15 protein-coding genes and 1 tRNA gene are annotated in these 14,346 nt (G+C 66.9%); 12 read left to right on the top strand and 4 right to left on the bottom strand.

Annotation, left to right across the window (positions count from 1 at the left end; genetic code table 11):
* Positions 1-39 precede the first annotated feature (39 nt).
* On the top strand, positions 40-1,002 hold the full coding sequence (locus M9917_RS12670) for an arginase family protein (protein ID WP_297254171.1): 963 nt from the start codon (positions 40-42) through the stop codon (positions 1,000-1,002).
* Between the two features lie 11 nt (positions 1,003-1,013).
* On the opposite strand, the gene M9917_RS12665 is transcribed toward M9917_RS12670, so the two are convergent.
* On the bottom strand, positions 1,014-1,730 hold the full coding sequence (locus M9917_RS12665; RefSeq protein WP_297254169.1) for an aspartate/glutamate racemase family protein: 717 nt from the start codon (positions 1,728-1,730) through the stop codon (positions 1,014-1,016).
* Here M9917_RS12665 and M9917_RS12660 point away from each other — a divergent pair.
* The 11 genes from M9917_RS12660 to M9917_RS12610 all read left to right on the top strand — a co-directional run bounded on the left by M9917_RS12660 (position 1,729) and on the right by M9917_RS12610 (position 12,428).
* The gene (locus M9917_RS12660) at positions 1,729-1,860 is read left to right on the top strand and encodes a hypothetical protein (RefSeq protein WP_297254167.1); all 132 of its coding nucleotides are present in this window, start codon (positions 1,729-1,731) and stop codon (positions 1,858-1,860) included. The two genes, M9917_RS12665 and M9917_RS12660, sit on opposite strands and share 2 nt — an antisense overlap.
* A 137-nt stretch (positions 1,861-1,997) precedes the next feature.
* Positions 1,998-2,900, top strand: a complete 903-nt coding sequence (locus tag M9917_RS12655) for a LysR family transcriptional regulator (RefSeq protein ID WP_297254165.1) — start codon at positions 1,998-2,000, stop codon at positions 2,898-2,900.
* A gap of 315 nt (positions 2,901-3,215) precedes the next feature.
* The gene (locus M9917_RS12650; protein WP_297254164.1) at positions 3,216-4,841 is read left to right on the top strand and encodes a GMC family oxidoreductase; all 1,626 of its coding nucleotides are present in this window, start codon (positions 3,216-3,218) and stop codon (positions 4,839-4,841) included.
* 28 nt (positions 4,842-4,869) lie between these two features.
* Complete coding sequence (locus M9917_RS12645; protein WP_297254162.1) at positions 4,870-5,505, top strand: hypothetical protein; 636 nt, start codon at positions 4,870-4,872, stop codon at positions 5,503-5,505.
* Positions 5,506-5,603: 98 nt separating this feature from the next.
* Entirely contained in the window at positions 5,604-6,578 is a 975-nt protein-coding gene (locus M9917_RS12640; RefSeq protein ID WP_297254161.1) for a Bug family tripartite tricarboxylate transporter substrate binding protein, read from the top strand.
* 31 nt (positions 6,579-6,609) lie between these two features.
* Positions 6,610-7,842, top strand: coding sequence for an alpha-hydroxy acid oxidase (locus M9917_RS12635; protein WP_297254159.1), 1,233 nt, complete (start codon positions 6,610-6,612; stop codon positions 7,840-7,842).
* The gene (locus M9917_RS12630) at positions 7,839-8,636 is read left to right on the top strand and encodes a fumarylacetoacetate hydrolase family protein (protein WP_297254157.1); all 798 of its coding nucleotides are present in this window, start codon (positions 7,839-7,841) and stop codon (positions 8,634-8,636) included. The genes M9917_RS12635 and M9917_RS12630 overlap by 4 nt, the downstream gene beginning before the upstream one ends.
* Positions 8,637-8,640: 4 nt before the next feature.
* Positions 8,641-9,384: an RraA family protein gene (locus M9917_RS12625; RefSeq protein WP_297254154.1), complete on the top strand. Its 744-nt coding sequence runs from the start codon at positions 8,641-8,643 to the stop codon at positions 9,382-9,384.
* A 30-nt stretch (positions 9,385-9,414) separates the two neighbouring features.
* Positions 9,415-10,365, top strand: coding sequence for an aldo/keto reductase (locus M9917_RS12620; protein ID WP_297254153.1), 951 nt, complete (start codon positions 9,415-9,417; stop codon positions 10,363-10,365).
* A 101-nt stretch (positions 10,366-10,466) separates the two neighbouring features.
* Positions 10,467-10,919: a tripartite tricarboxylate transporter TctB family protein gene (locus M9917_RS12615; protein ID WP_297254151.1), complete on the top strand. Its 453-nt coding sequence runs from the start codon at positions 10,467-10,469 to the stop codon at positions 10,917-10,919.
* A 3-nt stretch (positions 10,920-10,922) separates the two neighbouring features.
* Complete coding sequence (locus M9917_RS12610) at positions 10,923-12,428, top strand: tripartite tricarboxylate transporter permease (protein WP_297254149.1); 1,506 nt, start codon at positions 10,923-10,925, stop codon at positions 12,426-12,428.
* A gap of 328 nt (positions 12,429-12,756) precedes the next feature.
* Here M9917_RS12610 and M9917_RS12605 read toward each other — a convergent pair.
* The 3 genes from M9917_RS12605 to M9917_RS12595 form a co-directional block, all read right to left on the bottom strand.
* Positions 12,757-12,832 (bottom strand) — tRNA-Ile (locus M9917_RS12605).
* A 101-nt stretch (positions 12,833-12,933) separates the two neighbouring features.
* On the bottom strand, positions 12,934-13,353 hold the full coding sequence (locus tag M9917_RS12600; RefSeq protein WP_297254147.1) for an acyl-CoA thioesterase: 420 nt from the start codon (positions 13,351-13,353) through the stop codon (positions 12,934-12,936).
* An 87-nt stretch (positions 13,354-13,440) separates the two neighbouring features.
* A complete protein-coding gene (locus M9917_RS12595; protein WP_297254145.1) occupies positions 13,441-14,217 on the bottom strand; it encodes an MBL fold metallo-hydrolase in 777 nt (258 codons plus the stop codon).
* Positions 14,218-14,346: the final 129 nt, after the last annotated feature.

Raw genomic sequence — 14,346 nt, 5'->3', positions numbered from 1 at the left:
CGTCCGTTAGGACGCGCGATGATCTAGAAGGGATCCGCCATGACAGACCAGCCGCAGCTCAGCGCCCTTTACGGCGCCACCACGGACCATGCCACCTTTCTCGGTCTGACACGCTGCGAGCGGCTGGAAGAGCTGTCGGCCCCCATCGCGATCCTCGGCGCCCCCTGCGCCACGCCCTATCGCACGGTCGGCGCCTATTGCCGCAACGCCCCCGATGCCCTGCGCCGGGCGACGGCGGCGCTTGCCTTCAACATCGACCGCCATGATTTCGACAGTGACGGGCAGGTCTTCCCGGATGCCGCGCGGCGCGCCGTCGATTGCGGCGACGTCCCCTTCGACGAGGCGGATTCGGCGGGCAACCGCGCCGCGATCCGCGCGGCGGTTTCGGCCATCCTGCGCAAGGGCGCCGTTCCGGTCCTGCTCGGCGGCGACGATTCCATCCCGATCCCAATGCTCCAGGCCGTCGGCGACAGGGCGCAAGGGCGCAAATTCACCATCCTGCAGATCGACGCCCATATCGACTGGCGCCCGGTGCACATGGACGAGGAATGGGGCCTGTCCTCGACCATGCGGCGCGCATCGGAGATGCCGCATATCGAGCGCATCGTCCAGGTCGGAGCGCGCGGCATCGGCACCGCGACGACCCAGGATTACAATGACGCCAGGGCATGGGGGGTGAACTTCGTCACGGCCGAGCGGCTCCATGCCGAGGGGCTGGAGGCGGCGCTGTCGCTCATTCCCGAGGGCAGCGAGGTGATCGTCTGCATCGACGCCGACGCGCTCGATCCCGCGATCATTCCAGGCGTGATCGGGCGCGCGCCCGGCGGGCTGAGCTACTACCAGGCGCTCGGCCTGATCCGGGGCGCGGGCCGGCGCGGGCGCATCGCGGCCATCGACTTCGTCGAGTTCATGCCGGAGCGCGATGTCGACGGGCTCGGCGCCTTCACCTTCGCGCGGCTGATCACCAGCGCGCTCGGCGTGATCGCCCGCCAGGCGACCTGACGCGGCACCGATCAGGCATAGCGCCGGCGATGGGTGACGTAATAGGCGTAGTCGATCAGCGAGATGAAATCGAAGACGGGCACGCTGAACCGCTTCTGCAAGGCGGCGGCATAGGGCGTGAACACGGCGCATTCGAGCAGCAGCGCCCCGATATCCTTGCCCGATGAGAACAGCTTTCCGGCGGCGCCGGTAAGCTGCGCCTCGAAGGCGTCGGTATCCAGATCCTCCACCCCCATGTTCATGAATTCCGGCGTCGTCTCGATGCTGTTGATCACGACGTCGCGGCCATCCGGCAGGCCGGCGAGGCTGAGCACCGCCGGCGTCAGGCGATCCTTGAACGCGGTCATGATGCCGATCGTCTGGTCGGGGCGGATGCAGCGCGCGATCGTCGGCAACTGCAGGAGGCTCGACAGGAAGACCGGAATCCGCACCGCGGCCCGCACCGCCTCCTGATAATGGATCATGAAGCCGCAATTGGTGGCGATCGCCTTCACGCCGGCGCGCTCGAGCTCGCGGGCGGCCTCGACGAGAGCGGCCTCCACCGCCCGGTCGCCATGGGTGACGCGGTCGACGCGGGCCTCGGTCACGACCTTGAACAGGACGGGATAGCCATAGGTCGCGGCATGGGCGGTGTCGCCCGGCACATGGGTCTCGATCAGGTCGAGCAGCAGGATCCCGATCGGATAGCCGTAGGCCTGCGGCTGCGGCAGAAGCTTGTAGACAGGCATGGCGTTCTCCACCTTGGATCCGGAAGCGGGGAGCTTGACCGCGGCGCTGGCCAAGGCGCGCTTGCGCTGCGGCACGCCGGCCTGTCTGCCACCGCCCGCCGCGGCGATAAATCCGCAGGTCGCGAAGTGAACTTGCCGGGAAAGCCGTCGAGACGGGCCCCGATCGGCAAACCACATGCCCGCCGGGGATGATAAGTTCACGACTTTGCCGCAGAATTCTTACGTAGGTCGCGCGCCGATCCCTACGATTTGCCGGGAGAGGCTTCGATGAATTTCAACCTGCGCACACTGCGATTGTTCATCTCCGCCTGTGAGGAGAATTCGATCGCGAAGGCAGCGGAACGCGAGGGCATCGCCGCATCCGCGCTGAGCAAGCGCCTGTCGGATTTCGAGGCCACCACGAACGTCGTCTTGTTCAAGCGCACGCATAAGGGGCTCGAGCCGACCGCCGCAGCCTTGACGATGCTGCATCTGGCGCGGGCCGTCATGCGCGATCTCGCCCAGCTCGAGGCGGAGGTGAGCGAGCATCGCGCCGGCATCAAGGGAACGGTGCGCATTCACTCCAACGTCTGGGCGATCCTGCAATATCTGCCGGAAGACCTCGCCTCGTTCCTGGCCTGCCACCCGCTCGTCCGGCTACAGGTGGAGGAAAGCACGACGCCCGAATCCATCAAGGCGGTGCGCGAGAATATCTGCGACATCGGCATCATCGGCAGCAATGTCCCGGCACCCGCCTTGAGGATCGTGCCCTATTACAAGGACCGGCTGGTCGCCGTGGTGCCGCGCGATCACGTCCTGACGCAGCGCGCCGAGGTCAAGCTCGCGGACATGCTGCCGTTCCACCTGATCGGCTCGAAGCAGGGAAGCTCGCTCGACGAGATAGTCCAGCGCGCCATAGCGGAGCTGAATGCGACGCCGGCCCTGCGGCTGCGCGTGACCGGCTTCGAAACCGTGTGCCGGATGGTGGAATCCCGGCTGGGCGTCGGCTTCGTGCCGCTGTCCTGCGCCGCGCGTTACGTGGCCGCGATGAACATCGCCACCATTCGCCTCGACGAGAGCTGGGCGGAGCGAGGCCTCTCGCTATGCTTCGCGCAGGAGGATGAGCTGACACCGGCGGCGCGCGTGCTGGTCAAGCATCTGAGCGCCCGCGCGAGCCAGGAGCCATCGTGAACCGCGATGGCTGACTGCTCAATCACGACGAGGAATCGCCGGCGCACCGTGCTAGCACTCGTCGAAAGATGGTTGGCTTCTCACTGGAAAACCAGAGCGGAACAACCATCCGAGAGGAAATTCCAAGCCGAAGCGTAAAACAACAACACGGCACTCCGCCACTAAAAATCAGAACAGCAGCGGATTAAGCGAACGGATCATCTTGAGATCCGCTCATATCGCCGTCGTCTGGCGCAAGGAATCCGGCATCCGCCGGAAACGAACCCTTGCGCCCGGTTGGATGCGGGCCGGCGATTGCAAGCAACGAGACAAGCCGTGGCAGATCAAACCGATACATTCGACTATATCGTGACCGGAGCGGGCTCGGCCGGTTGTGTCGTCGCCGCGCGACTCAGCGAAAACGGGCGATACTCGGTTCTCCTCCTGGAAGCCGGCGGCAGGGATCGGCATCCCTTCATTCATGTGCCGATGGGCTATGCCAAGCTCTATGCCGATCCCCGCTTCAACTGGATGTATGAGAGCGAGCCGGAGCCGCATCTCGACAACCGCCCGATGTTTCAGCCTCGCGGCAAGGTCCTCGGCGGGACGAGCTCGATCAACGGCATGCTTTATATGCGCGGCAATCCCGCCGACTACAACGAATGGCGGCAAACCGGCTGCGTCGGGTGGGATTGGGACAGCGTCCTGCCTTATTTCAAGAAGTCGGAGGACCAGGAGCGCGGCGCCAGCGAGTTCCACGGCGTCGGCGGGCCGCTGCGTGTTTCGAACCATCCGATCAAATTCGAGCTGGCGAACCACTGGATCGAGGCGGCGACGCAGGCCGGGCTGCCGAAGAACGACGACTTCAACGACGGCCAGCAGGACGGGGCCGGGCATTTTCAATGCACGACCAACCATAACCGCCGCTGGAGCGCCGCCGCGGCCTTTCTGGAACCGGCACGCTCACGCAAGAACCTGAAGGTCTCCACCAACTCCTTCGCCACGCGCATCCTGTTCAGGGAAGGCCGCGCGGTCGGCGTCGTCTATCGCCGCGACGGCGTGGAGCGCACCGCGTATGCCAGGAGCGAGGTCATCGTCTCCGGCGGCGTGTTCAACTCGCCGCAGCTCCTGCAATTGTCGGGCATCGGCCCCGGGGCGCTGCTGCAGCAGCACGGGATCGGCGTGGTGCACGAGAACGGCGCGGTCGGCGACCATTTGCAGGATCATTTCTGCTTCCGCTTCCAGTTTCGCTGCACCCAACCGGTGACGTTGAACGACGTCGCCAACAATTTCTGGCGGCGCATGCTTGCCGGCGCGCAATATGTCCTGTTCCGGAAAGGCATGCTGGCCAGCAACGGCATCGCAGCCGGGGCCTTCGCGCGCAGCGACGAGCGGCTCGACCGCCCGGATATTCAATTGAACTTCACGGCGTGGAGCTTTGCCGGGCGAGACGCCAAGGGTGTCTATCCGCACCCCTTCCCCGGCTTCAGCGTCAACGCCGTGCACCTTCGCCCCGATGCGCGCGGCTATGTCCGGCTCAAGGCGCCGGAGCCGGAGAAGGCGCCCGAGATCCGCTTCAACTTTCTCAAGACCGACTATGATCTGAGCGCGATCCGCACCGGCATGCGGCTCATCCGCAGGATCGCGCAGCAACCGGCCATCGCCCCCTTCGTCAGGGAGGAGCTGCTGCCGGGCGCCCACGTCAAGACCGACGCGGAGTTCGAGACCGCGATCCGCCAGAACGGCGTATCCAACTTGCATCCGGTGGGCACCTGCCGCATGGGGCCGAATGGCAGGACGGTGGTCGATCCGCAGCTGCGCGTGCACGGCGTGGAGCGGCTGCGCGTCATCGACGCCTCGGTGATGCCGACGGTGCCGGGCGGCAACACCAACGCCCCGACCATCATGATCGCCGAGAAAGGATCGGAGATGATCCTCAAGGATGCGCTCGCACAGGCCTGAAGAGAGTTCGAATGACGGGGCATCTGCCATGAACACACCTGCGAATACCACCGGGCTGGTGGCTATAATGGAATATTCGGCCGTGGAGGACGCGGAGTTCAATCGCTGGTACAATACCGAGCATCTCCCCGAGCGGCAGCGGATTCCCGGATTCCTGACCTGCGAGCGCTGGATCAGCATCGCACCGGACAAACTCTCCATCGGCAGCTATGACCTGGAGAGCCCCGACGTCCTCCAGAGCGAGCCCTATCTGGCCGTGGCGTTCGAGAATGCGACGCCCTGGACCAAGAAGGTCACCGGCATGTGCACCCGCATCCTGCGGGTGATCAGCGAGCAGCGCACCCCCGGCAATGTGCTGGCGCCCAGCGGCGCGGGCGGCCTGCTCTTCAGCGCCCTGAACATCGCCCCGGAGCTCGAGCCGGAATTCGAGGAATGGTGCGATACCGAGCACCTGCCGGCGCTCGCAGGCGTTTCGGGCGTTCTGGCGGCGCGGCGCTTCGTGGGCGAAGGCGCCTCGCACCGGCATGTCTTTCTCTATCACCTGACCTCGCCGGAGGTCGTCCAGGGCGGCGCCTGGAAGACGGCGGCGCGGACACCGTGGAGCGAAAGGATCGTGCCGCAATACCGCGATCGCGTGCGCATCGTATGCCGGCGGCCGGATTAGCCCCGCGGCCGGAGAAGAGGATCGGTGACGGAACCGGGCTCCCAAGGGCGGCTGAAGAGCGGCCTTCAAGAAAACAGAAGCAACAGGAAGGAGATGACATGAAAAAGATCTGGTCTTGTGCAGCGGCAATCATGGCCGCGCTCATCGGCGCCCCGAGCTCACACGCCGCCGAATTCCCCGACAAGCCGGTCAAAATGATCGTCGGCTTCGTCCCGGGCGGCGGATCGGACATCAGCGCGCGCATCCTCGCCGACATCCTGGCGAAGGAGATCGGTCAGTCGGTGGTGGTGGAGAACAAGCCCGGCGCGTCGTCGACGCTGGCCGTCGACTTCGTCAGCAAGTCGCAGCCGAACGGCTATACGGTCCTGCACACCAATTCGGACGGCATCACCTTGCTGCCGGCGCTGAAGAGCACGATTCCCTATTCCGTGCCGAACGACTTCTCCTATATCTCGCGCGTGCTGCAGCTGCCCCTGGCGATCACGGTCAACAAGGACCTGCCCGTCAACTCGATCGCCGAGCTGGTCGAATACGCACGCAAGAATCCCGGCAAGGTTCATTACGGCTCCTCCGGCATCGGCAGCGGCCCGCACATGGCTGCGCTGCTGTTGGCCAAGCAGGCCGGGATCAAGATGGTCCACGTCCCCTACAAGGGCTCGGGCGGCGCCATCAACGATCTGCTCGGCGGGCACCTGCAGATGGCCCTTCCCGCCGTCCAGGCCGTCGCCGGGCACGCCGGCAACGCCATGGTCAAGGTGCTCGCAGTCACCGGGCCGAAGCGGGATCCGCTGCTGCCGGACGTGCCGACGATCGCCGAGGCGGGCTACCCGGATGCCCAGATGGTGATCTGGTACGGCCTGATGGGGCCGCCGAACCTGCCGGCGAACGTGCTGAAGACCCTGCAGGACAAGACGGTCGCCGCGCTCACCAGCGCGGACGGCAAGGAGCGCTACAAGGCCGCCGGTTTCGAGACCGACCCCTTGGTCGGCGACGACTTCAAGAAGTTCGTCGAGAAGGAATTCGAGACCTGGAAGAGCCTCGCGGCCCAGGAGAACCTGAGTCTTCCCGACTGACGATCGGCTTGCTGCCGCCACGGATCCGTTCGTGGCCATCCCGACGACCCTCGCGCTCAACGGATCGTGGCCGATGAATGTCGAAGACGCCATCAACATCGAGGATCTGCGGCGATCGGGCCGCAGGTCCCTGCCGAGGATCGTATTCGACTTCATCGAAGGCGGCTGCGAGGACGAAACCTGCCTGGAGCGCAACCTCGCCAGCTTCCGGCGCCACGGCCTGCGCCCGCGCTACCTGACGGGCGCGGAGCCGGATCAATCGGTACGGCTGTTCGCGAAGACCTATGCAAGCCCGTTCGGCATCGCCCCCACCGGGCTGGCCGCACTCTACCGGCCGGGCGGCGACCTTACGCTTGCATCGGCGGCTGTGGCGGCCGATATCCCCTTCATCCAGTCGGGCGCCAGCACCGCCTCGATCGAGGCGATCGCGAAGGCCGCCCGGGGCCATGCCTGGTACCAGCTCTACCAGCCCGCCAATCCGGCGGTCGCGGACGATCTCGTCCGGCGCGCCCGCGACAGCGGGGTCGAGACCCTCGTGCTCACGGTCGACGCACAAGGCGGCTCTAACCAGGAGCGCAACCTGCGCAACGGTTTCGCCCAGCCGCTGAAGATGCGCCCCTCGACCGTGCTGGAAGCCTTGCGGCACCCGGCCTGGATCGCGCGCTATCTGCGCCATGGCATGCCGGTCTTCGAGGACTGGCGGCCCTATGCCGGCGGCGATGCCGCGTCCGCTGCGACCATCGCCCGCTTCGTCGCCGCCCAGGGGCGGGCTTCGCAGAGCTGGCACGACGTGGAGCGCCTGCGCCGCCTCTGGCCCGGAAGCTTCGTGCTCAAGGGTCTGCTGCATCCGGACGATGCCGCCCGCGCGGTGGAACTGGGCGTGGACGGCGTCATCATTTCCAACCATGGCGGGCGCAAGCTCGACCGCGCCCCTGCCCCCATCGACGTGCTGCCCGGCTTCGTCGATCGCGTCGGCGATCGCCTCACCCTGATGATCGACGGCGGGATCAGGCGGGGCGCCGACATCGTGACCGCGCTCTGCCTCGGCGCCCGCTTCTGCTTCGTCGGCCGCGCCCCGCTCTATGGCCTCGCCGCGGGCGGCAGGCCCGGCGTCGACCGCGCGCTGGCGCTGCTGCAGCGCGAGATCGACCTGATCCTGCGTCAGATCGGCTGCGGCACGATCGCCGAATTGTCCCCGGATCACCTGTGGCCCCACCCGCCCCTTCCCGCCCACTACTCCAACGCACAGGCGGCAACGTCATGAAATGGATCAGGTTTTCCACTCCGGCCCGGACAGCCTACGGCATCCTCGAAGGCGAGGAGATCACCGAGGTGACCGGCGATCCGTTCGGCGGCTACGATACGACGCGGATCGTCCACCGGCTCGATGCGGTGAAGCTCGAAGTGCCGGTCATCCCGCGCACCTTCTATTGTGCCGGCATCAATTACGAGGAGCACATCCGCGCGGAAGCAGCGGCCCTGGGCATCGAGCCGGTCATCCCGCAGAAGCCCGATATCGGCTATCGCGCCGTGAACGCGCTCATCGCCCATGACGAGCCCGTGATCATTCCGGCCGACGCGACGGAGCAGGTCCAGTACGAGGGCGAGCTCGCCGTCGTCATCGGCCGGAAGGCGAAGCATCTCACCGAGGCCGAGGCGCTGTCCTGCGTGCTTGGCTACACGATCGGCAACGATGTCAGCGAGCGCAGCTGGCTCAAGACCGACCGCACCATGTGGCGCGCGAAGAATGCCGACACCTTCAAGCCGATGGGTCCGTGGATCGAGACCGAGGCGTCGCTCGACGAGATGGAGACGACCATCCGGCTGAACGGCAAGCCGACGGCGCGCTTTCGCACCAACGCGATGATCTTCGGCGTGGCGACCTATATCGCGGCGATGAGCCGCTATCTGACGCTCTTTCCCGGCGATGTGATCTGGATGGGCACGGAAGGCGTCTCGCCGAATCTCGTGCATGGCGACGTGGTGGAGATCTCCATCAGCGGCATCGGCACGCTGCGCAACAGCTTTCTCGCGGAATCGCGGATCGGGGAACGCTAGAGCGATGCCCCGGACCTCCCTCCCCGACGGCGCGCTGCAAGATGACGCGCTGCAAGACGGCCTGCTCGCCGCCGGCACCACCACCCTGTCCTCGCAGTTGCTCAAGCGCGGCCTGCGGAACGTGTTCATCGCCGGCCTCGGTGCGGCGAGCCCGCAGCGGGTCCGCATGGCGGGGCCGGCCTATACATTGCGCTTCGTCCCGGCCCGGGAGGATCTCGCCGTGTCGGGGAGCGTGGCCAGGCCCGACAATCCGCAGCGCTTCGCGGTGGAGAACATTCCGCCGGGCCATGTCCTCGTCATCGACGCCGGCGGCCGCCCCGGTTGCGGAACGCTGGGCGGCATCCTGGTCGAGCGGCTGTTCCAGCGCGGCGCGGCCGGCGTCGTCGTGGACGGGGCCCTGCGCGATGCCGAAGAGCTGGCGCAGGCGAAGCTGCCCCTGTTCTCCCGCGGCTTCGCGGCGCCGCCGAGCTATGGCGGCCTGATCCCGGTGGAAACGCAAGGCGCCATCGACTGCGGCGGCGTCGCGGTGTTTCCGGGCGACATCGTCGTCACCGACCATGACGGGGCGATCGTCATCCCCGAGCATCTGGCCGGCGAGGTCGCGCGCGACGCGCTGGAGCAGGAGCGGGTCGAGCGCTTCGCCAAGCAGCGCGTGGCCCGGGGCTTCCCGATCACCGGCCTCTACCCGCTCGGCGAGGCCATGCGGGAAGCCTATCAGCAATGGGTCGCGCGCGGCGAACAGGAATAGCCCGGGCAACCCGGTCAAAGGACAAATGGAATGGAAGAACGCTCCATCGGCAAGTCGGGTCTGCGTGTGTCTGTCGTCGGCCTCGGTTGCAACAATTTCGGCCGCCGGATCGATTTCGGCGCCAGCGAGAAGGTCGTCCATGCCGCGCTCGACGCCGGCATCACCTTCTTCGATACGGCCGACGTCTATTACAGCGAGCTCGGCAGCTCGGAGGAGTTCCTCGGCCGGGCGCTGGGAGCGCGCCGGGCCGACGTCGTCGTCACCACCAAGGTCGGCATGGCGATGGACAAGGAAGGCCGGCTGCGCGGAGCCTCGCGGCGCTATCTGACACGCGCGGTCGAGGCCAGCCTGAAGCGGCTGAACACCGACTGGATCGACCTGTGCCAATTGCACCAGCCCGACCCGAGCGTTCCCATCGAGGAAACGCTGCGGACCTTCGACGACCTCGTCCGCCAGGGCAAGGTCCGCTATCTCGGCTGCTCCAACATGCCGGCCTGGCAGGTCGTCGAGGCGCGCTGGACCTCCCGGCAGGAGGGGCTGGAGCACTTCATCGCGCTGGAAGACGAATACAGCCTGCTCGCCCGCGGGAGCGAGCGGGACCTGATCCCGGTCGCCGAGCGCTATGGCATGGGATTGCTGCCCTTCTATCCGCTGGCCAGCGGCATGCTCACCGGCAAATATCGGCGCGGCAGCCCGCTTCCGGCGGATTCCCGCCTCGGCGCGCATGGCGCACGCTATGGCACCCGCTTCGTCAACGACGCCAATTTCGACGTCGTCGAGCGGCTCGAGGCGTTCTGCGCCGCACGCGGCAGGACCCTGCTGGAACTTGCCTTCGGCTGGCTCTTATCACACGACGCGGTGCCGAGCGTGATTGCCGGCGCCACGCGCGTCGAGCAGATCGGGCAGAACGTCGCAGCCGCCGGCTGGGCGCTGACACCGGAGGAACGGGCCGAGGTCGACCAGATCTCCCGCAGCCCGTGAGGCGGCGACCGGCAACGGGACAGGACAGGGTTATCGAACCAGAAAGATGGCGGCCATGAACGGGGCGGCGAAGGGCCCCAGCCGGCCGCGGGAGGAAGGAAATGCCTGAGATTCGTAGCTTGGACAATCTGCTGACGGGCTTGCTGCTGGTGCTCGTCGCCATCGTCGCGCTCGGCCTGTCGTGGAACCTCTCGACCGGGACGGCCGCGGATATGGGGCCGGGCTTCATTCCCCGCCTGTTGTGCTTACTGCAGCTCATCCTCGGCGCCACGCTGATCTGGAAGAGCTTCGGCGAGGTCGGAGAACGGATCGAGCTCCGCAGCCTGCGCCCGCTCCTGTGCGTTGCCGGCGGCGTGCTGTTCTTCATCCTCACCCTGGAGCGGCTCGGGCTCGTCATCGCGATCCTCGGCCTCGTCGGCATCGTGACGCTGGCGGAGCGCTCCGCGCGCCTGAGCAGCGCCCTGGTCTTCGCGGCGGTGCTGGCGGCCTTTTGCTACGGCGTTTTCGTCTTCGCGCTTCAGCTTCCCATCCCCGTCCTGCCGCGCGGGTTCTGAGACATGGAAACCTCGCTCGGCTTCATCCAGGGCCTCGGCATCGCCCTGACCCCCGGCAACTTGCTTTACTGCCTGATCGGCGCGCTGGTCGGCACGCTCGTCGGCGTGCTTCCGGGCCTCGGCCCGGTGGCGACGGTCGCGATGCTCCTGCCGATCACCTTCTACCTGCAGCCGGTATCGGCCCTCATCATGCTGGCCGGCATCTACTACGGGGCGCAGTATGGCGGGTCCACGACCGCGATATTGGTGAAGCTGCCGGGCGAAAACTCGTCGGTGATCGCCTGTCTCGACGGCCACCAGATGGCGCGCCAGGGCCGCGCCGGCGTGGCCCTCGCCATCGCCGCCCTCGGCTCCCTCTTCGCGGGGGTGTTCGCGACCTTCTTCATCGCCGCCTTCGCGCCCCCGCTGGCGCAGGTGGCGCTCGCTTTCGCCCCGGCCGATTATTTTTCGCTGATGGTCCTGGGGCTGGTCGCCGCCATCGTCCTGGCGCACGGCTCCCTGTTGAAGGCGCTCGGCATGATCGTGCTCGGCCTGCTTTTGTCCAGCGTGGGGGCGGATGTGAATTCCGGCGCGGGGCGCATGACCATGGGCATCCCGGAACTGTCCGACGGCATCGGCTTCGTCGCTCTCGCCATGGGGCTTTTCGCGATGGGCGACATCGTCGCCAACCTCGAAAATCCCGAGGACCGGCCCGATTTCACCGGCAAGGTCACCAAGCTGTGGCCGACGAAAGACGATTTTCGCAAGGCGTGGCCGGCTTCGGTTCGCGGAACGCTGCTCGGCTCCATACTGGGGCTGCTCCCCGGCGGCGGCGCTGTGCTGAGCTCCTTCGCCTCCTACAGCCTGGAAAAGCGCCTGTCCCGCACGCCGGAACGGTTCGGGCACGGCGCCATCGAAGGCATCGCCGGACCGGAGAGCGCCAACAACGCGGGCGCTCAGACATCCTTCATCCCGCTGCTGACCCTGGGCGTGCCGGCCAATGCCGTGATCGCGCTGATGGCCGGCGCGATGATGATCCACGGCATCCAGCCCGGGCCACAGGTGATGACCAAGAACCCGGACCTGTTCTGGGGCGTCATCGCCTCGATGCTCGTGGGCAACATCATGCTCGTGATCATCAATCTGCCGCTGATCCAGGTGTGGGTCGCCTTGCTGCGCGTCCCGTACCGGATGCTGTTTCCATCCATTCTGGTGTTCTGCTGCATCGGCGTCTACACGCTGAACAACAGCACCTTCGACGTCGGCACCTTCCTCGTGTTCGGCCTGCTCGGCTATGTGCTGATGAAGCTGCGCTGCGAGCCGGCGCCGCTGATGCTCGCCTTCGTGCTCGGCCCGCTGATGGAAGAGAACATGCGCCGGGCGATGCTGCTCAGCGCGGGCGATGCGACGGTCTTCATCACGCGCCCGATCAGCGCCGGCTTGCTGTTCGCCTCCGCTCTGCTGCTGGCGATCGTGATCCTCCCCTCCATCCGTCGCAAGCGCGAGCTCGTCTTCGAGGAAGAGAGCTGAGGGGGCGCGGTCGCCTTCCCGGCCTCCGGCGATTGGCGGCGGTCGTCGGGCTCGAACCCGGCAGGCCCCTGGGCCAGGACCTGCATCTTGTGGAAACTCCCCTCCGGAACGGGTTTCCGGAGGCGATCCGTCATGGAGGCCTCCTCCGCGCGACAGGCATCTCCGCCCCAGCCTGCTTCGCCGATGCAGAGGTCGCCTGTACCCCGGTGGGCGCTTCGCGCTCATCGTCGAGCCCGGAAAATCCGTGTCGCGGCAGAAACGACAACTTCGGGAAAGCTTGCGAAGCCATACCGCCGCCGCGGCCCGGTTCACCGTTCTGAAACGAAAATGGTGGGCCGGGCCGGACTCGAACCGGCACCGGCGCTGTTATGAGCAGCGAGCTCTAACCATTGAGCTACCGGCCCGCTCCTCGCCTAGCATCGCCGCAGCCCGGCAGGCAAGGCGTAAGCCGGCCGGAAGCGAAAGGCCGGCGCACGCGACGAGGCCGGGGCCCCGCCGAGGCCCGTCACGGCCCGCCGCCTTCGGCGGAGTTCGGCACCGGGCGCGGGCGCCCCTCCTCGTCGATCGCCACGAAGGTGAAGCTCGCGTCGGTGACCTTCTCGTGCAGCGTGGTCCGGAAGCGCTTCGCCCAGGCTTCGACATGGATCTTCATCGAGGTCCGGCCGACGGATTCGATCGCGGTGTAGACGCTGAGCACGTCGCCGACCTTGACCGGCCGGAAGAACGTCATCGCCTCGACCGCGATGGTGACGACCCGCCCCTGCGCACGGTCGACGCCCGCAATGCCGCCGGCCTGGTCCATCCGCGACATCACCCAGCCGCCGAAGATGTCGCCATTGGCGTTGGTGTCGCCCGGCATGGCGATCGTGCGGACGGTCAGCGTGCCGCGCGGCGCGTCATCGGGTCGGTCGGCGGCAGGGCTCATCGGTATCCTTCGGGTCGGGCGGAGGAATCCGCCGGCCGATGATGTCGGCCAGGGCGCGCAGGCGCAAGCGGCGTTGCCGCCGGCCGCTCATTCCGCGCGCCAGCAATCCCCGTCGTCGCGCACCAGCCCCTCGCTGCGCAGCTTGAGCAGATGCGCGATGACATTGCGCTCGGCTGCCTGGCGCAGCCAGGGATGGGTCTTGGAATAAAGCCGGTCCATCAGGCTCCATGCCGAGGACGGCCCCTCGCGGAGCGTCTGGAGAATGGCTTTCTCGCGGTTCACGCGATGCGCGATCAGATCCTCGACATAGGGCTTCGGGTCGGCGAGCGGCGGGCCGTGCCCCGGCAGGTAGAGACGATCGCCGCGCGCCAGCATGCGATAGAGGTTCGCCACATACGCCGCCATGTCGCCCGAGGGCGGCGAGACGACGCTGCTCGCCCAGGACATGATGTGGTCGGCGGTGAAAACGGTTCCATCGCCAAGAGCGAAGCAGAGGTGGTCGCTGGCATGCCCTGGCGTGTGGATCGCCGTCATGCCAAGCACGCTGTCGCCGTCGCGCAGAGGAATATCGGGCGAGAATATGGGCTTGTCGCTGATGTGAAACCCGAAGGTCGGCGCGCCGGTGCGCTCCTTCAGCGCTTTCACGGCGCCGACATGATCGGCATGGGTGTGCGACAGGACGATCGCGGATACCCGCCCGCCCGTCGCCTTCACGATCGCATCGACATGGCTTTCGTCCTCGGGTCCCGGATCGAGGACGATGAAGCCGTCATCCCTGTCGAGCAGATAGGTGTTGGTTCCATGATAGGTCATCAGGCCGGCGTTGCCCGCGACGATCCGGGAGATCCCGGGGAGGACGGGCATCGCCACCCCGCGCATCGGTTCCGGTTCAGAGAGAAATGCCATCCGCGCGCCGTCCGGGAAAGGGTGTGCCGCGTGACCGCGCGCCGGGCCGGAAAGCGGGTTGCGCCTTCCGGCCCGGTGCTCTCATCG

Origin of the sequence: Bosea sp. (in: a-proteobacteria), assembly GCF_023953965.1 — a bacterium.
Classification (GTDB): Bacteria; Pseudomonadota; Alphaproteobacteria; order Rhizobiales; family Beijerinckiaceae; genus Allobosea.
Note: the sequence above shows the minus strand (reverse complement) of the source record. Positions and strands in the feature narration are given on the sequence as shown.

Coding starts and splice junctions, on each gene's coding strand:
- M9917_RS12670 (WP_297254171.1), top strand. CDS start 40: ATGACAGACCAGCCGCAGCTCAGCGCCCTTTACGGCGCCACCACGGAC.
- M9917_RS12660 (WP_297254167.1), top strand. CDS start 1,729: ATGGCGTTCTCCACCTTGGATCCGGAAGCGGGGAGCTTGACCGCGGCG.
- M9917_RS12665 (WP_297254169.1), bottom strand. CDS start 1,730: ATGCCTGTCTACAAGCTTCTGCCGCAGCCGCAGGCCTACGGCTATCCG.
- M9917_RS12655 (WP_297254165.1), top strand. CDS start 1,998: ATGAATTTCAACCTGCGCACACTGCGATTGTTCATCTCCGCCTGTGAG.
- M9917_RS12645 (WP_297254162.1), top strand. CDS start 4,870: ATGAACACACCTGCGAATACCACCGGGCTGGTGGCTATAATGGAATAT.
- M9917_RS12640 (WP_297254161.1), top strand. CDS start 5,604: ATGAAAAAGATCTGGTCTTGTGCAGCGGCAATCATGGCCGCGCTCATC.
- M9917_RS12630 (WP_297254157.1), top strand. CDS start 7,839: ATGAAATGGATCAGGTTTTCCACTCCGGCCCGGACAGCCTACGGCATC.
- M9917_RS12625 (WP_297254154.1), top strand. CDS start 8,641: ATGCCCCGGACCTCCCTCCCCGACGGCGCGCTGCAAGATGACGCGCTG.
- M9917_RS12620 (WP_297254153.1), top strand. CDS start 9,415: ATGGAAGAACGCTCCATCGGCAAGTCGGGTCTGCGTGTGTCTGTCGTC.
- M9917_RS12615 (WP_297254151.1), top strand. CDS start 10,467: ATGCCTGAGATTCGTAGCTTGGACAATCTGCTGACGGGCTTGCTGCTG.
- M9917_RS12610 (WP_297254149.1), top strand. CDS start 10,923: ATGGAAACCTCGCTCGGCTTCATCCAGGGCCTCGGCATCGCCCTGACC.
- M9917_RS12600 (WP_297254147.1), bottom strand. CDS start 13,353: ATGAGCCCTGCCGCCGACCGACCCGATGACGCGCCGCGCGGCACGCTG.
- M9917_RS12595 (WP_297254145.1), bottom strand. CDS start 14,217: ATGCCCGTCCTCCCCGGGATCTCCCGGATCGTCGCGGGCAACGCCGGC.